The organism is Pseudomonas sp. EggHat1, assembly GCF_014892995.1.
In the GTDB taxonomy this organism is placed as follows: Bacteria; Pseudomonadota; Gammaproteobacteria; order Pseudomonadales; family Pseudomonadaceae; genus Aquipseudomonas; species Aquipseudomonas chaetocerotis.
Genome location: NZ_JACKQK010000015.1, coordinates 93,127 through 113,694 on the forward strand (window position 1 = coordinate 93,127; position 20,568 = coordinate 113,694).

Annotated in this window: 17 protein-coding genes and 1 tRNA gene; 7 read left to right on the plus strand and 11 right to left on the minus strand. The window is 63.0% G+C overall.

Features of this window, described 5'->3' with window-relative positions; translation table 11 throughout:
- The first annotated feature begins 5 nt into the window (after positions 1-5).
- The 3 genes from mobA to INS93_RS20580 all read left to right on the plus strand — a co-directional run bounded on the left by mobA (position 6) and on the right by INS93_RS20580 (position 1,097).
- Positions 6-596 carry a molybdenum cofactor guanylyltransferase MobA gene (gene mobA / locus INS93_RS20570; RefSeq protein WP_192985314.1) on the plus strand — a complete coding sequence of 197 codons (591 nt, stop codon included), beginning with the start codon at positions 6-8 and terminating at the stop codon, positions 594-596.
- An 86-nt stretch (positions 597-682) separates the two neighbouring features.
- Positions 683-904, plus strand: coding sequence for a YgdI/YgdR family lipoprotein (locus INS93_RS20575; RefSeq protein WP_160018375.1), 222 nt, complete (start codon positions 683-685; stop codon positions 902-904).
- A gap of 116 nt (positions 905-1,020) precedes the next feature.
- Positions 1,021-1,097 (plus strand) — tRNA-Pro (locus INS93_RS20580).
- 61 nt (positions 1,098-1,158) lie between these two features.
- On the opposite strand, the gene INS93_RS20585 is transcribed toward INS93_RS20580, so the two are convergent.
- The gene (locus INS93_RS20585) at positions 1,159-1,395 is read right to left on the minus strand and encodes a glutaredoxin family protein (protein WP_160018377.1); all 237 of its coding nucleotides are present in this window, start codon (positions 1,393-1,395) and stop codon (positions 1,159-1,161) included.
- A gap of 48 nt (positions 1,396-1,443) precedes the next feature.
- A complete protein-coding gene (locus tag INS93_RS20590; RefSeq protein ID WP_192985316.1) occupies positions 1,444-2,586 on the minus strand; it encodes a DUF5610 domain-containing protein in 1,143 nt (380 codons plus the stop codon).
- A gap of 319 nt (positions 2,587-2,905) precedes the next feature.
- On the opposite strand from INS93_RS20590, the gene INS93_RS20595 reads away from it, so the two are divergent.
- Entirely contained in the window at positions 2,906-4,150 is a 1,245-nt protein-coding gene (locus INS93_RS20595; protein ID WP_192985318.1) for an OprD family porin, read from the plus strand.
- Between the two features lie 120 nt (positions 4,151-4,270).
- Positions 4,271-4,543: a Rho-binding antiterminator gene (locus INS93_RS20600; RefSeq protein WP_192985320.1), complete on the plus strand. Its 273-nt coding sequence runs from the start codon at positions 4,271-4,273 to the stop codon at positions 4,541-4,543.
- A gap of 105 nt (positions 4,544-4,648) precedes the next feature.
- Here the strand turns inward: INS93_RS20600 and INS93_RS20605 are convergent, their stop codons facing one another.
- From INS93_RS20605 to INS93_RS20645, 9 genes are all read right to left on the minus strand, one after another.
- A complete protein-coding gene (locus INS93_RS20605; protein WP_192985322.1) occupies positions 4,649-5,188 on the minus strand; it encodes a DUF2058 domain-containing protein in 540 nt (179 codons plus the stop codon).
- Positions 5,189-5,332: 144 nt separating this feature from the next.
- Positions 5,333-6,163, minus strand: coding sequence for a nucleoside triphosphate pyrophosphohydrolase (gene mazG, locus INS93_RS20610; RefSeq protein ID WP_192985324.1), 831 nt, complete (start codon positions 6,161-6,163; stop codon positions 5,333-5,335).
- Between the two features lie 184 nt (positions 6,164-6,347).
- A complete protein-coding gene (gene relA, locus INS93_RS20615) occupies positions 6,348-8,591 on the minus strand; it encodes a GTP diphosphokinase (protein ID WP_160018389.1) in 2,244 nt (747 codons plus the stop codon).
- Between the two features lie 127 nt (positions 8,592-8,718).
- The gene (gene rlmD / locus INS93_RS20620; protein WP_192985326.1) at positions 8,719-10,071 is read right to left on the minus strand and encodes a 23S rRNA (uracil(1939)-C(5))-methyltransferase RlmD; all 1,353 of its coding nucleotides are present in this window, start codon (positions 10,069-10,071) and stop codon (positions 8,719-8,721) included.
- On the minus strand, positions 10,071-10,976 hold the full coding sequence (gene cysM, locus INS93_RS20625) for a cysteine synthase CysM (RefSeq protein WP_017677484.1): 906 nt from the start codon (positions 10,974-10,976) through the stop codon (positions 10,071-10,073). Before cysM ends, rlmD begins: the two co-directional genes overlap by 1 nt.
- Before the next feature lie 165 nt (positions 10,977-11,141).
- On the minus strand, positions 11,142-12,107 hold the full coding sequence (locus INS93_RS20630; RefSeq protein WP_192985327.1) for a siderophore ABC transporter substrate-binding protein: 966 nt from the start codon (positions 12,105-12,107) through the stop codon (positions 11,142-11,144).
- 122 nt (positions 12,108-12,229) lie between these two features.
- Positions 12,230-14,314 (minus strand): TonB-dependent receptor domain-containing protein, encoded by a 2,085-nt coding sequence (locus INS93_RS20635; RefSeq protein WP_192985328.1) that lies wholly within the window; start codon positions 14,312-14,314, stop codon positions 12,230-12,232.
- 333 nt (positions 14,315-14,647) lie between these two features.
- The gene (locus tag INS93_RS20640) at positions 14,648-15,985 is read right to left on the minus strand and encodes a sensor histidine kinase (protein ID WP_192985329.1); all 1,338 of its coding nucleotides are present in this window, start codon (positions 15,983-15,985) and stop codon (positions 14,648-14,650) included.
- Positions 15,982-16,692 carry a response regulator transcription factor gene (locus INS93_RS20645; protein ID WP_192985330.1) on the minus strand — a complete coding sequence of 237 codons (711 nt, stop codon included), beginning with the start codon at positions 16,690-16,692 and terminating at the stop codon, positions 15,982-15,984. Before INS93_RS20645 ends, INS93_RS20640 begins: the two co-directional genes overlap by 4 nt.
- A 118-nt stretch (positions 16,693-16,810) precedes the next feature.
- Between INS93_RS20645 and INS93_RS20650 the strand changes: the two genes are divergently transcribed.
- Complete coding sequence (locus tag INS93_RS20650; RefSeq protein WP_192985331.1) at positions 16,811-19,561, plus strand: response regulator; 2,751 nt, start codon at positions 16,811-16,813, stop codon at positions 19,559-19,561.
- Positions 19,562-19,570: 9 nt separating this feature from the next.
- On the plus strand, positions 19,571-20,566 hold the full coding sequence (locus INS93_RS20655; protein WP_192985332.1) for a 2-hydroxyacid dehydrogenase: 996 nt from the start codon (positions 19,571-19,573) through the stop codon (positions 20,564-20,566).
- The last annotated feature ends 2 nt before the right edge of the window (positions 20,567-20,568 follow it).

Consider the following 20,568-nt stretch of genomic DNA (forward strand, 5'->3'; position numbering starts at 1 on the left):
CACACATGCCCGCATCCAACGCCCGCCCCACCTGCTCCGTGCTGCTGCTTTCCGGTGGCAGAGGTTTGCGCATGGGCGGCCGCGACAAGGGCCTGTTGGAGTGGCGCGGTCGGCCGCTGATCGCGTGGCTGCATGACCTGACCCGGCCGTTGAGCGACGACCTGATCATCTCCTGCAACCGCAATACTGAGCGCTATGCGCCCTATGCCGACCAACTGGTCGCAGATCAGGATCAGGACTTTCAGGGGCCGCTGGCGGGTATCCGCGCCGGCATGGCCGCGGCACGCCACGAGCAGATGCTGGTGCTGCCCTGCGATGCCCCACTGGTCGACCGTGCACTGATCGAGTCACTGCTCGCCCACGCGGGGAACCGGCCGGTGGTGATCCGCCAGGGCAACTACTGGCAGCCACTGTTCTGCCTGTTGCCCACCGGGCTCAAGGACGATCTGGAACACGCCTGGCAATCCGGTGAACGCAGCCCGCAACGCTGGTTCGGCGAACTGGCCCCCATCGCCGTCGACTGCGCTCTGGAAGATGCCCGACTGGCCAACCTGAACACACCGGAAACGCTCGCGCACAGCATCCCTCCTTGCTGAAACGGGAAGCCCTGCGCGGAACTCATACGGCAGTTTCACGTCTGAGCGAGGGTATAGCACCTCTTTAGCACCCAAGGAGACAGACCATGACCAAACGGATCATCCCCGCCCTGCTGATGGCAATCGGCTTCACTGTACTGGCCGGCTGCTCCACGCCGTCGGTGATCACCCTGAACGATGGGCGTGAAATACAGACGGTGGACAAACCCCAGTTCGATGAAGATTCTGGCTTCTACGAATTCGAGCAACTCGACGGCAAGCGCGCCACGATCAACAAGGACCAGGTGCAGACCGTCAAGGAACTCTGAGGCACCGCTGAAGAACACCCGAGCCCGGACCGGCCGCCGAGGGAGATGATCAGCCTGCATATTTTTCAGGCTAACCCCTTGTGCGGTAAAAGTTTTTCGGTAGAATACGGCTCATTCGGAGTGTAGCGCAGCTTGGTAGCGCGTCTCGTTCGGGACGAGAAGGTCGCAGGTTCGAATCCTGTCTCTCCGACCAATCAAAAAACCCGCCTTGATAGGCGGGTTTTTTATTGCCTTCGATTTGTCGGTACCGCCTCTCAGCTCAGAAAAGCCACCACCTGCTCAGCATCGAATGGCCAGTTCAGTTCGCTTGCACTGTCGCAGCGGCGCAGCACCGGAATGCGCAAGCCGTACTGCTCGACCATCCCCTCATGCTCGGCAATGTCGATCAATTCGACCAGCAGACCATTCTCCACGAATGGCATGAGCAGCGCCTCGGCCACCTCGCAAAGATGGCAACCCAGGGTTCCGAAAAGTTGGCATTCAGGCGTCATGAGCGCACCTCTCTGTCAGCAAGGTGCGCAGTTTAACACCGGCCGGGATCAGCCCGCGTCAGCTCCCGTGTCGCCCACCTGACCGGCGAGCAGCGACTGCAAGCCGTCGAGCAGGCTGCGGTTGAGGCTTTCGGCCTTTTCCAGACGCGGCAGGTCGAAGCGCTCGTCGAGCGAGAAACCGCCCTTGAGCAACTCTTTGAGCATGCCACCAGCATCCTGCGCCAGGTCCTCGGCACTGCGCAGCGCATCGAGCAGGCCCTGGGCATAGTCCTGCAGCCCGGCATTGACTGCACTGGCGCCCTGCCCGGCCACGGCGCCATAGGCATCGGTAGCCTGACGTACAGTGGTCTGCGTCAGGCGCAGCGACATCGAAGCCAGTTGCTCGCCGTCCATATCCAACGCCATGGCACGGTCGAAGGCACCTGCCAGATCACCAGCGTAGAAGGTGTCGGAAAGATCCTGAACCTGACCGAAAAGCTTCTCCAGCGCCTTGATCTCGTCATCATCCAGCTCGCCTTCGACGTCCACTTGCCAGCCACCGATGCGCAGGCTGCCAGACTGGCTACTGCCTGCCACAGTGGTGGACTTACCGTCGCCGGAAGCGGCGAAACTGCTCTGCGACCAGTTGGCTGAAGCCTGCGCCACGGAAATGCGCAGGCGGTCACCATCGCGGGTGGTGACGGAGAGGTCGAAGGTCTCCGCCAACGCACTGAAGCGCTCGCTGTAGCCCGCCACAGCAACCGTGTCCCCCGCGCTCGGGACAGCGCTGCCGAAGCGCTTGTCGAGATCGGTGAAACCATCCTGAATGCGCTTGTAGGTGTCATCGATATCGCCAGCCACCTGGCCCTTGAGCACACCCATGCCATCGAGAATCTTGCGCGCCTCGGCGAAGCCTTTCTCCACGCCATCACGCGCCTGGGACAGCAGCTTGTCCAATTTGGTCGGATCAGCGCCAGCCGCCGCCTCGCTCTGCAGGCGCTGCTCGATGAACCCCAGAATCCGCCCCGCCACTTTCTCCGGGGTGTAATCATCACGCGCCCCTGACAGCGAGCCCGGCGGCACGCCGAGTTTCTCGGCGAGGCGGTTGGCCAGGGTAGCCTGCGCATCGGCGGCACTGTTGCGTGCGGCCATGGACTGGCTGGCTTGCGCAGCACGGGACGCAGCGGAGTTGAGTGAGCTCAGAGGATTCATGACCGGGTACCTGAACAGGTTATCTGCCGAACTTAACGGCCGTCAGAAGCCAAGCTTTAACCCTTGGCGACCAACGGTTGCCAACTTTTCTCAGTTGCCGTGCACCCGATCGGGATTTATCCGATGGCTGGCAAAGCCGAGCAAAAACCTGTCAGCCCCGAGATAGAGCCAAGCCCCAGCGATGCCGCCGCTTCGCTCAAAGCCCCGCCAGACTAAAGTCTTACAGTCGACTCGCAGGTGAAATGCTTTATTTCATCGCGCCGTAACTGGCCGGTCACATCGTGGCCGACCTGCTTATAACAACGAGGAGACAACAATAATGAGTAAGACTCCCCTCGCCCGCGCCGTGGCCCTCGCCACGCTGGGCGCCAGCCTGACCCTGCCGAGCCTGGCACAGGCTGACTTCATCGGCGACAGCAAAGCGACGCTGGAACTCCGTAACTTCTATATGAATCGCGACCTGCGCGACCCCGGCGTCGCCCAGTCCAAACGCGAAGAATGGGCGCAGGGCTTCATCCTCAAGGCCGAGTCCGGCTTTACCGAGGGTACCGTTGGTTTTGGCCTGGACGCTTATGCGGGCCTGGGCCTGAAACTCGACTCGTCTGACGAACGCGCCGGCACCGGCTTGCTGCCCAACGGTTTCGGCAACGAGGGGCCGGACGAGTATTCCGAACTTAGCGGTGCAGTCAAGGCACGCTTCTCCAAAACCGTCGGCAAGGTCGGCGGACTGATGCCCAAGCTGCCTATCGTTTCTTCCGGCGACTCGCGCCTGCTGCCTCAGGTGTTCACCGGGGGCATGATCACCTCGCAGGAAATCGACGGCCTGACCCTCAATGGCGGTCAGCTGCGTGAAGTCAACCAACGCGCGTCCACCGACAGGGTCGATATCACCGCCACCAACGTCGGCGGCGAAAGCGACCGCTACAACTTCGCCGGTGGCGACTACAAGTTCAATGGCGGCAACACCACCGTTGGCGCGTGGTACGGCGAACTGGAAGATATCTACGACCAGAAGCTGTACAACCTGATCCACGTGCAGCCGATCGGCGACTGGAAGCTGGGCGCCAACCTGGCCTACTTCGACACCCAGGACAACGGCCGCAAACTCGGCGGCAAGCTGGATAACGACCTGACCTCGGTCAACCTCTGGGCGGGTATCGGGGCGCACACCTTCCGCGTGGGTTACCAGAAGGTCGGCGGTGACAACGCCTTCCCCTTCCTGACCGAGACCGATCCCTACATCGTCAACTACATCCAGATTCTCGACTTCACCCGCAAGGATGAGAAATCCTGGCAGGCACGTTATGACGTCAACTTCGCCAGCTACGGTATTCCAGGCCTGACGGCGTTCGTCCGCTACGTGACCGGCGACGGCTTCGACGGCGTGGGTGGCGCAAGCGGCAAGGAATGGGAACGCGACGTGGATATCAGCTACATCATTCAGGAAGGCCCGTTGAAGAACCTCGGCGTGCGCTGGCGTAACGCGATGGTGCGCTCCAATGCGAGCATCGGCGATCTGGACGAAAACCGCCTGATCGTCAGCTACACCATCCCCCTGATGTAAATACTTCGCCAACACGAGAACGCCGCAACGCCTGTACCGGGTTGCGGCGTTTTTTGTCTGCCTGAAAAACAGTCGGAGTCATTTCTCGACTAGGCTCTGGCGAGCGCGGAGGAAAACTCGATGGACGACTACCAACCCCTGGCCTGCGATCTCTACGACTACCTGGAGATCGCCTGCATGCATCACTATCAGCTGGACATCGAACTGGTCGATGGCACCCACCTGCAAGGCGAGGCGCTGACCACCGAGACGACAGCGAGCAAGGAAGAATTTCTGCTGGTGCGTACCGCCGACGGCGAACAGCGCCTGCGCATGGATAGCCTGCTGGCGATCACCCCACAGAATGCAGGCGCCAGCTTTGGTCGGGTGCTATTGAGCGGCAATCGCTGCTGAACGCAACGCGTCTACAGGTAGGGTGCGCGCCATGCGCACCAGCAGCAATCGCACTAAGCCACGGTGCGCACGGCGCACCCTACGCGAGCGTGCAGCGCCGCTGCGTTACCACATCAGATCATCGGGAATCTGATAGGCCGCGTAAGGATCGTCGGCATCCGGCTCTTCGACATGGGTGTTGAGCAGGACGATGCGCGAGGCATCGCGCTCCTGAATCTTCAACGCCGCCTCGCGCGGGATGATTTCGTAACCACCACCATGACGGACAATGGCCAGCCAGCCGTTGGACAGCTTGTTGCGCACCATGGTGTTGACCGGCAGGCGCTTGACCTTCTTGTCGTCGACGAAGTTGTAGTAGTCCTCGCCGGCGAGCTTGGGCAGGCGTGAACGCTCGATCAGTTGCTTGACCTGCGCCGCGCGGGCTTTCTGCTCGGCTTTTTCCTGCTGCTGACGATTCAGCTCCTGATCACGTGCGGCCTTTTCGGCTTGCGCCTGCAGTGCGGCCTGGCGTGTGCTGTCATCCAGTTCGGCCTGGCCTTTTTGCACCAGACGCTTCTGCTTTTGCTGTTGCTTGCCAGCCTGCTTGGCCTGTTTTTCATTGACCAGGCCGGCTTTGAGCAGCTGGTCGCGCAGGGAAAGACCCATGACTAAAGATCCCGAACATGATTCAGTTGCGGCAGCGACGCAGATTCGCGCTGCCAATCCAAGGCGCCCAGCATAAGGGCTAAGCAGCGGCGGCTCCAGCCCGAAAGCCAAGCCGCAACCCGAATACAATCCGGGCGGCATCCATCAACAGCCAGGCGCCTGCTTCTCCAGCTTCTTGGCCTCGCCCCACAGCGCATCCAGTTCCTCCAGCGAGCAACCGTCCATGCTGCGCCCGGCCTCACGCACACTGTGTTCGATAAAGCGAAAGCGCTGCTCGAACTTGCCGTTGGCCGCGCGCAATGCCGCTTCCGGATCGACCTTCAAGTGGCGCGCCAGGTTGGTGACGACGAACAGCAGGTCACCGATCTCCTCGGCCACCGCATCGGCGTCGTTCTCGCTCATGGCTTCGAGCACTTCGTCCAGTTCTTCGCGCACCTTGTCCACCACAGGCAGTGCCTCGGGCCAGTCGAAACCGACCTGGGCTGCACGCTTCTGCAGCTTGGCCGCACGCGAAAGCGCCGGCAGCGCGCTCGGTACGTCATCGAGCAAGGACAGCTGCTCGGGCGCAGCGGCCTTCTCGGCGCGCTCCTGTGCCTTGAGTTCTTCCCAGCGTTGCTTGACCGCCGCCTCCTCCAGCTTCGCCGCATCCGGCGCGCCATACAGATCACCATCGGGAAACACATGCGGATGGCGACGAATCAGCTTGCGGGTGATGCCATCGACCACCCGGGCGAAGTCGAAGCGCCCCTCTTCCTGCGCCAGCTGGCTGTAATAGACCACCTGGAACAGCAGGTCGCCGAGCTCACCCGGCAGATGCTCGAAGTCGCCACGCTCGATGGCGTCGGCGACCTCGTAGGCCTCCTCCAGGGTGTAGGGCACGATGGTCGCGTAGCTTTGCTTGAGATCCCACGGGCAGCCGTGTTGCGGATCGCGCAGACGCGCCATCAGGTGCAGCAGGTCGTCGAGTCGATACATGAAAGCTCTCGCTAGGGTTTGTACGAAAAGTCGTCGAGCGAAGGTCAGGCAATACCGATGGCGGCCCCGCGAAATCGCTCGAAGAACGGACTGGGCTCGCATTCGAGTTTACGTGTTGTAAATGAGCATTCTGAGAGCGATTTCAACGCAGCATCACCGAGCGTAGGCACTTTCCGTACGAAGCCTAGGATACGCGGTGGCGACGCGCCTCGATGATATTGGGTAACTGACCGATACGCGCCAGCAGGCGGCCAAGGGCATCGAGCCCTGGAATCTCCACGGTGATCGACATGGAGGCGGTGTTGTCCTCCTTGTTCGAACGGGTGTTGACCGCCAGCACGTTGAGCTTCTCGTTGAGCAGCACCTGGGTCACGTCACGCAGCAGACCGGAACGGTCGTAGGCCTTGATGACGATTTCCACCGGGTAGGTCTGTACCGGCACCGGACCCCAGCTCACCTGGATCATCCGCTCCGGCTCGCGCGCAGTCTGCTGCAACGCCGTCGGGCAATCCTGACGGTGAATGGTGACGCCACGGCCGAGGGTGATGTAACCGACGATCGGGTCGCCCGGTAGCGGCTGGCAACAGCCGGCCATCTGCGTCAGCAGGTTGCCGACCCCCTGGATCTGGATATCGCCACGCTTGCCCGGTTTGAAGCCCTGCGCCTTGCGCGGGATCAGCTCCAGTTGCTCGTTGCTGCGTTCCGGCTCGAGTAGTTGCTGAGCCAGGTTGGCCGCATGGGCCAGGCGCACGTCGCCGGCGCCCAAGGCAGCGAACAGATCCTCGGCGGTTTTCAGGTTGGCCTTCTCGGCCAGCTTGTCGAAGTCCGCACCGACCAGGGCCAGGCGCGCCAGCTCGCGTTCGAGCAACTGCTTGCCGGCGGCGACGTTCTGGTCGCGATCCTGCAGCTTGAACCAGTGGACGATCTTCGCCCGTGCGCGGCTGGTGGTGACATAACCCAGGTTGGAGTTGAGCCAGTCGCGACTGGGCGTGCCCTGCTTGCTGGTGATGATTTCCACCTGCTCACCGGTCTGCAGACTGTAGGTCAGCGGCACGATGCGGCCGTTGATCTTGGCGCCCCGGCAGTTGTGGCCAATCTCGGTGTGCACGCGGTAGGCGAAGTCCAGCGGCGTGGCGCCCTTGGGTAGGTCGATGGCGTGACCGTCGGGGGTGAACACGTAAACCCGATCCGGCTCGATATCGACGCGCAGCTGTTCGGCCAGGCCGCCGATATCGCCCAGTTCCTCGTGCCACTCGATGACCTGACGCAGCCAGGAGATCTTCTCTTCGTAGTGGTTGGAGCCGGATTTGACGTCGGTGCCCTTGTAGCGCCAGTGCGCGCACACGCCCAGCTCGGCCTCTTCGTGCATGGCGTGGGTGCGAATCTGCACCTCCAGCACCTTGCCCTCCGGGCCGAGTACGGCGGTGTGCAGGGAGCGGTAGCCGTTTTCCTTGGGGTTGGCGATGTAGTCGTCGAATTCCTTGGGAATGTGCCGCCACAGGGTGTGCACGATACCCAGGGTGGTGTAGCAGTCGCGCACCTCCGGCACCAGCACGCGCACTGCGCGCACGTCGTAAATCTGACTGAACTGCAGGCCCTTGCGCTGCATCTTGCGCCAGATCGAATAGATATGTTTCGCCCGGCCGCTGATGTCGGCCTTGATGCCGGTGGCTTCCAGCTCCTGGCGCAGATGGGCCATGGCGTCGTTGATGTACTGCTCGCGGTCCAGACGCCGCTCGTGCAGCAGCTTGGCGATCTGCTTGTACTGCTCCGGCTCCAGGTAGCGGAAGGACAGATCCTCCAGCTCCCACTTGATGTGGCCGATACCGAGGCGATGGGCCAGCGGCGCGTAGATGTCGAACACCTCGCGCGCCACGCGCTGACGCTTCTCTTCGTCGGCTTCCTTGACCGCGCGAATGGCGCAGGTGCGCTCGGCCAGTTTGATCAGCGCCACGCGCACGTCATCGACCATGGCCACCAGCATCTTGCGCAGGTTCTCGACCTGCGTCTGCGAGCCGACCACCACCGATTCACGCGGATTGATACTCGCGCTGATCGCCGCCATGCGCAGCACGCCTTCGATCAGCTTGGCCACCACCGGACCGAAGCGCTGGTGCACTGCAGCCAGGGTGATCTTGCCTTCACGCACGCCGCGATAAATGATCGCCGCGACCAGCGAATCCTGATCGAGCTTGAGATCGGCGAGGATTTCCGCGATGTCGAGACCGGCGCGGAATGTCGATGCGTCCTCACTCCAGTGATGCGGTGTGGTGTTGGCCTGCTGCTCCAGATCACGGGCGAACTCGCAGGCCTCTTGCAGCGCCTGACGATCCAGCGCCGGATCGACGCGCGTGACATGCTCCAACCAGGCCTCGAGATTGATGCTGCCGTCATCGTTGACTGGCTGATGCGCTCTCACCTGAACCATCGTCTTACCTTCCCTACGGCGCGCATAAGTCGCACCGAGCAGTCGCCGGCCTTCTATGAGCCGGTCGGATTAACTGAAAGAACGTACCTCCTGTACGTCCCTGTGACACCGAACGTGCCACTTACCGCTAAATCTTTTCGAACAACGCCATGGCTTCGACATGCGCCGTCTGCGCAAACATGTCGAGAATCCCGGCACGGCGCAGGCGATAGCCCTGCTGCACCAGCTCGGCCGCATCGCGCGCCAGGGTGGTCGGGTTGCAGGAGACGTAGACCAGGCGCCGCGCGCCCAACTCACTCATCCCACGCACCGCCTGCAACGCGCCATCGCGTGGCGGGTCGAGCAGCACCGCGGTAAAACCGCCACGCGCCCAGGCCTCTGAGGCCAGCGGCTTGGACAGATCGGCACGGAAAAAGTGCGCATTGTCCAAGCCATTGTCGTGCGCGTTGCCAGCGGCCCGCTGCACCATCGCCTCGACGCCCTCCACCGCCACCACTTCAGCGGCCTGACGCGCCAGCGGCAGGGCGAAATTGCCCAGGCCGCAGAACAGATCCAGCACTCGCTCGCCAGGCTGTACTGCCAACCAGTCTAGCGCCTGGGCGACCATCGCCTCGTTGACCAGACCATTGACCTGCACGAAATCACCCGGCCGATAGGCCAGTTGCAGTTGCCAGCGCTGCAACTCAAAACCCAGCTCGGCAGACGGATCGTCAGGCTGCGGCTGCCCTTCACCCTGCAACCACAGCTGCGCACGATGCTCGCTGCAGAATGCGCGCAGGCGACTCAGATCAGCCGCCGCCAGCACTGCCGTGTGACGCAACAGCAACGCTTCGGCAGTACCACTGAACAGTTCCACGTGCCCGACTGCCTGCGGTTTTTCCAGGCTGCGCAGCAACGCAGGTAACGCGCGGAAAACAGGCTGCAAAGGCTGTACCAGCACCGCACACTCATCGATGGCGACGATGTCCTGGCTGGCCTCTGCGCGGAAGCCGACCTGCAGTTCACGCGCCTTGGCGTCCCAGCGCACAGCGATACGCGCGCGGCGGCGATAGCCGAATTCAGGACCGGCCAGCGGCGCCGCCCACTCATCCGGCTGCACACTGCCCAGGCGTGACAGCTGCTCGGCCAGCGTGCGCTGTTTCAGGGCCAACTGATCGGCATGGGGCATGTGCTGCAGGTTGCAACCGCCGCAGCGGTCAGCGTGAATGCAGGGCGCCGCACGGCGCTCGCTGCTGGCGGTGATGATGCGTTCGGCTCGCGCCTCTACGGTCTGACTGCGGGCACTGAGTACTCGCGCCTCGACCTGCTCGCCGGCCAGAGCGCCACTGACGAACCAGGTGCGCCCGCCTTCGAAGGCGATGCCGCGACCGTCACCCGCCAGACGCTCGATGGCGAGCTTCTGCTTCTTGCCGACCGGGACCTGCGCCGCACGGCTGCCGCCGCTGGGCTGAAAGCGCAGGTTGGAGCTGCGTCTGGCCATCAGTGCGCCGGTTCTTCGTAAACGCCGGTGGACAGGTAACGGTCGCCGCGGTCGCAGATGATCGCCACCAGTACCGCGTTTTCCACCTGCTGCGACAGGCGCAGCATGCCGGCCACCGAACCGCCGGACGAAACGCCGCAGAAGATGCCCTCTTCCCGCGCCAGGCGCCGCATGACGTGCTCGGCCTCGGCCTGGCCCATGTCCATCACCTGATCGACACGTTCGGCCTGATAGATCTTCGGCAGGTACTCCTGCGGCCAGCGACGGATGCCGGGAATGGCCGAGCCTTCCTGCGGCTGCAGACCAACGATCTGGATCGCCGGGTTCTGCTCCTTGAGGTAGCGCGAGGTGCCCATGATGGTGCCGGTGGTACCCATGGAGCTGATGAAGTGGGTGATGGTGCCGCCGGTCTGGCGCCAGATTTCCGGGCCGGTACCGCTGTAGTGCGCCTCGGGGTTATCGCCATTGGCGAATTGGTCGAGCACCTTGCCACGCCCTTCGGCCTGCAGGCGCTCGGCCAGATCACGAGCGCCCTCCATGCCCTCCTCCTTGCTGACCAGGATCAGCTCGGCACCATAGGCGGTCATCGCCCACTTGCGCTCGGCTGTGGAGTTGTCCGGCATGATCAGGATCATCTTGTAGCCCTTGATCGCCGCCGCCATGGCCAGGGCAATGCCGGTATTGCCGCTGGTGGCTTCGATCAGGGTATCGCCAGGCTGGATATCGCCACGCAGCTCGGCGCGGTTGATCATCGACAGTGCCGGACGATCCTTGACCGAACCGGCCGGGTTGTTGCCTTCCAGCTTGACCAGCAGAGTGTTGCTGGTTTCACCGCCCAGGCGTTGCAGGCGTACCAGGGGGGTATTGCCGATGCAGTCGGCAATGGTGGGGAATTGCAGGGTCATGGGTCGCTCGAATCCAGACTGACGCGAAGGGGCATCATGATACGCCGAACCCGTCGCTTCATCACGCCATGATCGGTTGCAGGGCGTGATCGAGCCTTGCCCCGGATGCAATCCGGGATTGTCTGGCAGTGACCCGGACTGCATCCGGGCCTTATGCCACTTCTGTTATTGCGCGGCAGCGAAAGCCTTCAGGGTGCTCATCAGCCCCTGGTAGCCACCGGTGGCGATGTACCAGGTCGCCGGCTCGAGATAGAACACCTTGCCATCGATCCAGGCCTTGCTGGCTGCTATACCGGCATGCTTGCCCAGGGTTTCGTCGGCCTTGCCCTCGCCACCGGTCGCCGCACCACGATCGAGGACCACCAGCCACTGCGGCTGTTCTTGCAACGCTGCCTCCAGGCGCACCTTCTGCCGCTCGCGCAGTTGCCTGGCCTCGGGCGAATCCGGCGCTGGGCGCCCCTGCGCCACGCTCGCCGGATCCACCGATTCGACCACCGAGCGAGTACCCAGCACCTCGTTGAGCATGCCGAAACGCTCGCCCGGCGCGTGCAGCATCAGCGCATCGTTGACGGTGAACAGCGTCAGCGAACTCAGGCCGGCCGACTTGGCATGAACCGCAGCCAGCTCCTTGTTCAGTTGCGCTTGCAGTTGCGCAGCCTGCTCCTGCTTGTCGAAGATTTCGCCCAACACCCGCAGATTGCGCTGAACGCCCGCCAGGAACTGGTCGGGAGCGATGCTCAGATCGATGGTCGGCGCCAGTGCCGAAAGCGTCTCGAACTGATTACTGGAACGACCGCCAATGATGATCAGGTCAGGCTTGAGGCGTTCCAATGCCGCCTGATCCGGCTCGAACAGGGTACCGATGTTGACGCTCTCGCGCCCTGCGTATTGGGCTTTCAGGTAAGCCGGCCCGGCCATCTGCGGCACGCCAGCAGCGGCGATGCCAAGGGCGTCGAGCGTGTCGAGCACGCCCAGATCGAAAACGGCGACGCGCTTGGGCGTCTCGTTCAGTGTCAGCTTGCCCTGGCCATGTTCGATGGCCAGCGGGTAGGCGGCCTGGGCGGCCGACACGGCGCACATCAGCGCGCCAAGGTACAGCAAGTTCGTCAGGGTACGCTTGAACAGCGTCATATCGCTTTCCTCGCTTTTTGAGTGTCCGTCATGTTCGGTGCAATGCCGTGGCAACGCGCCAGGAGCTGGCGGCAAAGGCCACCCGGAGAGGCTCCTGGGCGGCCTGGTTAAGGCGCTGCGGATCAGAAGTTCTGCGTCAGGCCGAACACGTACCGCCTGCCATCGAGGTTGTAGGCATAGTCATCTTCGGTGGTGACTTCCTTGTTGGTGACGTTGTACACGCCGAACTTCAGACTGAGATCCCTGGTCGGCCTGTACACCAGACCGACGTCGGCGAAGGTATAGGACGGGTAGGTCACGCCGTTGCTGGACGCGCCGCTGGTACCGGTCTGCCAACGACCGGATGTCTCGCCCCGGTAGTTGAGCTGGGTCCAGAGGTTCAATTTGTCCGTGGCCTGCCAGTCCAATGACACGTTGAGCATGTGCTTGGCCATGTCGTTGAGTGGCTCGCCCTTGTACTGGCCGGTCTTCTGCTCCGTGCTGGTGTAGGTGTAGCTGTGGCGGTACATCAGGTTATCGAGCAGCTGGTAATCGAGGGTGAACTCCACGCCCTTCAACTCTGCCTCGTCCACGTTCTCGTAGGCGGTGTAGCCATACTGGTGCGCCGGATAGGTGGTGCCGTTGTATACGCAGGGCGCGTTCGGCTGGCAGACGCGGCCAGTGCGGTTGATCTTGTCCTTGTAGTCGGTCTGATAGACCGTCAGGGTCGTGTTGAGGCCCAGATCGAAGTTTTCGTAGCCGATGCCGATCTCGCGGTTGAGGCTGGTCTCCGGCGTCAGTTCGGGGTTACCGATGATTACGCCGCCTCTTGAGCTGGAGCCAAAATCGGTTGCGGCCTGGCGCAGGCTGGGCGCCTTGTAACCGGAGGTCACGCCGCCCTTGAGGGTGAAGTTCTCGGTCAGGTGATAGACGGCATAGACCTTGGGACTGACTTCGCTGCCGAACGCCTCGTTGTCGTCATAGCGGGCACTCAAGGTCAGCGACAGGTCGTCGGTCAGGCTCCAGTTGTCTTCCAGGAAGATCGAGTTCTGGTAGCGCTCCATCTCCACTACGGCATCGGCAACCGGCACGACCGGCGGACGCAGGCCGCTGCTGGCACCGTCCTTGAGCTCTTCGTACTTGTGGGTCAGGCCACCTGTCAGTGCATGGGAGCCGAGGAAATAGGTCGCCTGGGTGTTGGCCGTCAGCACGTTGTACTCGATGCCATTGCCGGTATTGGCGTTGACACGGGTCGGGTTCTCCGAGGTGTCGTAGTTGACGTAGGTGTCCAGCAGCAGGTTGTCGTAACGCCCTTCATGGGTAATGGCGTAGGTCTTGAGGATCGACTCGTTGTAGCTCGGCTCGTCGGCCACGTCGATGCTCTTGCCCGGATTGGCCCAACGGCGTTGCAGCGCCTCGTTGTAGTTGAAGGTGACCAGGTTCTGCTCGTCGATGTTCCAGCCCAGCTTGCCGCCCAGGTTGCTTCTTCTATACCTGGGATCGGAGGCAGCGCTGTCGTCACTGCCGAGGAAATGGCTTTCGTCCTGGTGCAGGAATGAACCATTGACCTGCAGGGCCAGCACATCCTCGATCAGCGGCGCATTCAGATAGGCACTGGTCTGATAACCGTCCTCGTTCACCTTGTTGGCACTATCGGCCAGGCTGTACTCGGTGGTGATGCTACCGGCGAACTCGTTGCGGATTTTCTTGGTGATGATGTTGATCACCCCGCCCATGGCATCGGAGCCATACAAGGACGAAGCTGGGCCACGAATGACTTCGATGCGCTCGATCGCCTCGATGGGTGGCAGGAAATTGATCGGCGTACCGTTCTGCGTACCGTTGAGGCCGAAGGAATCGTTGCCCTGCATCGGCCGCCCATCGATCAGAAACAGCGTATAGCCCGAGGTCATGCCACGGATCTGGATCGAGCGCTCCACACCGCCACCGGCAATCTGCACCCCGGCCACGTTCTTCAGCGCGTCGGTGATATCGGTATAGGAGCGTTTCTTCAGTTCTTCTGCGGAGATGACCGTGATGGCGGCGGGAGCATCCTTGACGCTTTGCTCGAACCCTGTGGCGGTGACCACTACCGCCCCAAGCTCCAGTTGCTCGGCCTTCTCGTCGGCACCCGCCGAACAGGCCAGCGAGGCCAGCGTGACAGCCAGCAGGGTTTTGTTGAATAGAGGCCGAGACGATGCAGCGAGACGTCGCTGGTTGAGTGACATGTGGATTGCTCCCAGTGATCAAGGTAAATCGAGTTGTCGGCTTGTTTCCAGCGGCCGTCCTGCACAGGCACTCGAACCCTGCACTCCCCCGGACTTAGGCTTCGCTGGCTGACCCATCTCGGAACATCGGCGGCAGGCTCCGCCGTGATCAGCGCGAGCAGCCGGCATGTGATGGCCGAGACAACTAGAAAGGGCCGTGGCAAAGCCTCGGATGGACAACACGCCATCGAGAGCGAGCACTAGGAAGAAAAAGAAGCGCTACTACTTGCCGGCCCTGTCGGATCAGACGCAAATAGTAAGAATTTACATTTGAGAGTAAATCTAATTTACGAACTATACACTTTGCAGCCGCAGCTTCAGCCTCAGACCGGGCCTGGCATTCTCCGCCCACAGATGCCCGCCCTGAGTCGCGATCATGCTGCGCGCAATGGCCAGCCCCAGGCCGAAGCCGTCCCCCCCCGGACGGGCCGCGCTAAGGCGGGTGAAAGGACGGAAGATGGTCTCAAGCTCGCTCTCGGCGACACCGGCCCCCTGATCCTCGATCCACAACAGCCATTGCCCACCATCGCGCTGTCCGGCCAGGCGCACCACTGCGCCCTCAGGCGAGTGGCGAATGGCATTGCGCAGGATGTTCTCCAGCGCCTGCGCCAGGCCGTTGAGGTTGCCCAGCACCCGGCAATCGGCCGGCAGCTCGCAGGGCATGCGCTCGATGGGCCAGCCGGTCTCGAAGCCGGCGTTCTCGCGCAGCACATCCCAGAGCCTGACGATGTCCACCTCTTCCAGCGGCAAGCTGGGCCGTTCGGTGTCCAGCCAGACCAGCTCCAAGGCATCGCCGACCAGTTTTTCCATTTCCTCGACTTCACGCGCTAGGCGTTGACGCAGGGCCTCGACGTCCTGCTCGCTCTCCCCCGCCACACGCAAGCGGGCCAGCGGCGTGCGCAGTTCATGGGACAGGTCGCGCAGCAGCTGGCGCTGGAACGCCACGGTGCCCTGCAGGCGCTCGGCCATATGGTCGAAGGTTCGTGCCAGCTCTCCCAGCTCATCCTTGCGCTGCGTCACCTGCGGCCCGAGCCGAGCAGACAGGTCGCCTGCACTGAGTGCCGCGGCCTGACGCCTGAGGATCGCCAGCGGAGCGATCAGCAGGCGATACAGCAGAACGGCCACGACCACAGCCAGCACGGCCGGCAGCACGCGCTGCAGCAGCAACTCCCATAGCTCGTTGTACTTGCGCGGGTTCAACCGCTGCGGCAACTCCATGACCAGCCGGGCATTGCCGTCGCTGAAAGGAATGTAAAAAGTCGGTGTGCCGCCTGGCCGCCCTACCGGGAACTCCAGCCTGCGCACGAAATCGAGGCGTTGCGCCTGTTCGGCCGTCAAGGCTTGCGAGGACAGCGAGTCCTTGTGCTGGTCGACCACCACGGCCCAGACCTGCTCACGCTCCTGCAGCCGCTGCACAAAGGCATCGACGCCTGCTGCGCCCTCCTCGCGCCACGCTGTTTCCGCCTCCCGGGCATAGCCTTTGAGCGTCTGCCGGGTGGACTCGGGCAAGTAGGACGTGGCATCGATCAGCACGCGGCCGACATCCACATGCAGACTGACCAGCAACAGGCARAACAGTGCAAGCGCTCCGGCCAGCCGCCAGAGCAGCGAATGTCGCCCCGGCAGGTTCATACCCCGGCCTGCGTCAGGATGTAGCCCTTGCCCCAGACGGTATCGACACGCGTCGCCTCGTAGCCGACGGCCTGCAATTTACGACGGATATGGCTGACGTGCATGTCCAGGCTACGGTCGTGCTGGGCGTAGGCACGGCGCAGCGCCTGCTGATAAAGGAAGGGCTTGCTCAAGGCCTCGTCCTTGTGTCGCCAGAGCAGCTCCAGCACCCGGTATTCGCTGGGCGTCAGGCCGACCCAGTCACCACGGAACGCCACATCGCTGCGTCCCTCGTCGAACTGCAAACCGTTGCCTTCTGCACTCGACTGCGGCTCGCGGCGCTCATAGGCGACACGCCGCAGGATCGCATCCACGCGAACGCTCAGCTCGCCCAGGCTGAAGGGCTTGGGCAGATAGTCGTCGGCGCCCTGACTGAAACCGGCGATGCGGTTCTGTTCATCGCCCAACGCAGACATCAGCAGAACCGGCACACTGCGGCGCTGACGCAATTGCTGCAGCGCCACCAGGCCATTGGTGCCGGGCAGCAGGATATCCATCAGGATCAGATCGAAATCCTCGCTCTCAGCCAAGCGCAACCCATCGCTGCCGTCATGGCTGAGGGTCACGTCGAAACCACGGGCCATCAGGTGAGATTGCAGATGACTGGCAAGCAGCGGGTCGTCCTCGACAGCGAGAATTCGGGTTGGAGAAGCGGAGCTGGCATTCATGGAGAGAACCGACGAGGCAGAATGAGAACAATTCTACCTACTAAACGACAATCGCTCACCTACAGATTCCGGAGCGCTGAATCGCTACACTGCCGGAACGTCACTCAGGAGGAACGTCGTGTTCAAGGATCTAGGCATCAAAGGCCGTGTGCTGCTGCTCACCCTGTTCCCCACCAGCCTGCTGGCTCTGGTGCTGGGTGGCTATTTCACCTGGGTGCAGCTGTCCGGTTTGCAGACGCAGTTGCTGCAGCGCGGTGAGATGCTGATCGAACACCTGGCGCCCCTGGCGGCCCCCGCGCTGGAACAGAACGCCCTGAAAAAACTCGAGCGCATCGCTCAGCAGGCACTGGAGCACCCTGATGTGCGCGCGGTGGGTTTTCTCAGCCCCGAGCGCACGTCATTGGCACACGCCGGGCCCAGCATGCTCAACCCATCACCCAGCGGCCAGGCGGGCGTCAGCCTGCTCAGCGGTCAAGACGCCACGCGTTTTCTGCTACCGGTTTACGACCAGCACCTGGTGCTCAACGACGACTTCGCCGAGGACCGCCAGCTGGAACTGCTCGGCTGGGTCGAACTGGAGCTTTCGCATCAGGGCACCTTGCTCAGCGGCTACCGCAGCCTGTTCGCCAGCCTGCTGCTGATCGCCGGCGGCCTTGCCGTCACCGCCCTGCTCGCCCTGCGCATGGGCCGCAGCATCAACGAGCCACTGCGCCAGATCAAGGCCGGTGTCGCCCAGCTCAAGGACGGCCACCTGGAAACCCGTCTACCACCGCTGGGCAGTCATGAGATGGACGAGCTGGCCGCCGGTATCAACCGCATGGCCGAAGCCCTGCAGAACGCACAGGAAGAACTCCAGCACAGCATCGAGCAGGCCACCGAGGACGTACGGCAGAACCTCGAGACCATCGAGATCCAGAACATCGAGCTGGACTTCGCGCGCAAGGAGGCTCTGGAAGCCAGCCGCATCAAGTCCGAGTTCCTGGCCAACATGAGCCACGAGATCCGCACGCCGCTCAACGGCATCCTGGGCTTCACCAACCTGCTGCAGAAGAGCGAGCTGAGCCCGCGCCAGCAGGATTACCTGTCGACCATCGAAAAGTCCGCCGACAGCCTGCTTGGCATCATCAACGAGGTGCTCGACTTCTCCAAGATCGAAGCCGGCAAGCTGATGCTCGAATCCATTCCCTTCAACCTGCGCGATCTGCTGCAGGACACCCTGACCATCCTCGCACCGGCTGCCCACGAGAAAGAGCTGGAACTGGTCAGCCTGATCTACCGCGACACCCCGCTGGCCCTGCGCGGTGATCCGTTGCGCCTGAAGCAGGTCCTGACCAACCTGGTCAGCAATGCGATCAAGTTCACCCGCGAAGGCACCATCGTCATGCGCGCCATGGTCGAGGACGAAAGTCCCGATAGCGCGCAGTTGCGCATCAGCGTAATGGATACCGGCATCGGCCTGTCGGATGAGGACCTGCGCGCGCTGTTCCAGGCCTTCAGCCAGGCCGATAACTCACTCAGCCGCCAAGCCGGCGGCACCGGCCTCGGCCTGGTTATCTCCAAGCGCCTGATAGAGCAGATGGGCGGCGAGATCGGCGTCGACAGCACGCCGGGCGAAGGCTCCGAATTCTGGGTCACCCTGACCCTGCCCAAGGCCCGCGACGACGCCGAAGACCTGCCACGTGCCGTCTTCCAGGGCCGCCGCGTGGCCGTGCTGGAAAGCCACGAGCTGGCGCGCCAGGCGCTGACCCATCAACTCGAAGACTGCGGCCTGGAGGTGGAAAGCTTCGCCGACCCCGACCAACTCTTCGATGCAGTGAAGCAGCGGCAGAACCACGAACAAGCGCTGAGCCTGGCTGTTCTTGGCATCACCGCCAGCCAGCTACCGCCCGACACCCTCGGCCAGCGCATCCAGGAGCTCGAGCGGCTCGGCTGCAAGGCCCTGGTGCTGTGCCCGACCACCGAACTGGGGCTGTTTCACGACTCGCTGCCCGATGCCTATGCCCAGCTGCAGGCCAAGCCACCCTGCACACGCAAACTGTACAAGGCGCTGGTGGAGCTGGTCAGCCCGCAACGCCCGGCCAGCGAGTCGGTCACTATCAGCAACACGCGTCGCCCGCAAATCCTCTGCGCTGACGACAACCCGGCCAACCTGCTGCTGGTACAAACCCTGCTCGATGACCTCGGTGCTCAGGTTACCGCCGTGGACAGCGGCTACGCGGCGATAGAAGCGATACAGCGCGACAGCTTCGACCTGGTGTTCATGGACGTGCAGATGCCCGGCATGGATGGCCGCGAAGCCACCGAAGCGATTCGTCAGTGGGAAAGCGAACAGGGCCGCAGTGCCACACCGATCATCGCCCTCACCGCTCACGCCCTCGCCAACGAGAAACGCGCCCTGCTGCAGAGCGGCATGGACGACTACCTGACCAAGCCGATCAACGAACGCCAACTGGCCCAGGTGGTGCTCAAGTGGACGGGGCTGAATCTGCGCAACCAGCCCAATCTCAGTGTCGCACCGGTTGCTGCGCCGCAACCGCAGCCCAAGGTGCTCGACGCGGAAGAAGGCCTGCGCCTGGCAGCAGGCAAAGCCGATCTGGCGGCGGACATGCTGACTATGCTGCTTGCCGGCCTACCCGGTGACCGCCAGGCCATCCGCCAGGCACGCGATGCCGGCGAACGCACCACACTGATCGAGCGGGTGCATCGCCTGCATGGTGCCACGCGCTACTGCGGCGTGCCGCAACTGCGCATGGCCTGCCAACGCAGCGAGACGTTGCTCAAACAGGATGATCCCGAGGCCCAGCGCGCTCTGGACGAACTGGACGCAGCAATCGCGCGCTTGACCGAAGCGGCGGCACAAAGCGCCTGAGGAGCCGCCATGCGTATCTGCCTGTTCAGCAGCAAAACCTACGACCGCGAGTCCTTCCTGGCAGCCAACGGCTCGCCCGAATGGCACCTGCGGTTTCATGAGTCGCGCCTGACCCGCGACAGCGTGGCGCTGGCCAAAGACAGCGAAGTGGTCTGCGCCTTCATCAACGACGACCTGTCGGCGCCGGTACTGGAGCAATTGGCCGCTGGTGGCACGCGCCTGATCGCCTTGCGCTCGGCCGGTTACAACCATGTCGACCTGACAGCCGCGCAGCGCCTCGGTCTGCCAGTGGTGCGCGTACCGGCCTATTCGCCGCATGCCGTGGCCGAACACGCCGTGGCCCTGGTACTGGCGCTGAACAGGCGCATCCACCGCGCGTTCAACCGCACCCGCGAGGGGGATTTTTCCCTGCATGGCCTGACCGGCTTCGACTTGCATGGCAAGACCGTCGGCGTGGTTGGCGGTGGCAAGATCGGCCAGGTATTCGCCCGCATCATGCACGGCTTCGGCTGCCAGGTACTGATCCACGATCCGTTCCCGCTGACCGGGCTCGGTGACCTCGGCGCACGCCAGGCAGCTCTCGAAGAAGTGATCGCCAGCAGCGACATCCTCAGCCTGCACTGCCCGCTGACTGACGACAGCTACCACTTGATAGATGCTGCACGTCTGGCTCAGATGAAACGTGGTGCGATGCTGATCAACACCGGCCGCGGCGCGCTGGTCGACGCACCGGCACTGATCAAGGCGCTGAAAAGCGGCCAGCTCGGCTACCTGGGCCTGGACGTCTACGAGGAGGAGTCGGAACTGTTYTTCGAGGATCACTCCGACCTGCCCTTGCAGGACGACACCCTGGCCCGCCTGCTGAGCTTTCCCAACGTCATCGTCACCGCGCACCAGGCCTTTCTCACCCACGAAGCGCTCGACGCCATCGCCCGCACCACCCTGGACAACATCGCCGCCTGGCTCGCCGGCCAGCCGAGCAATGAGGTCAAGGCCGGCGCGTGATA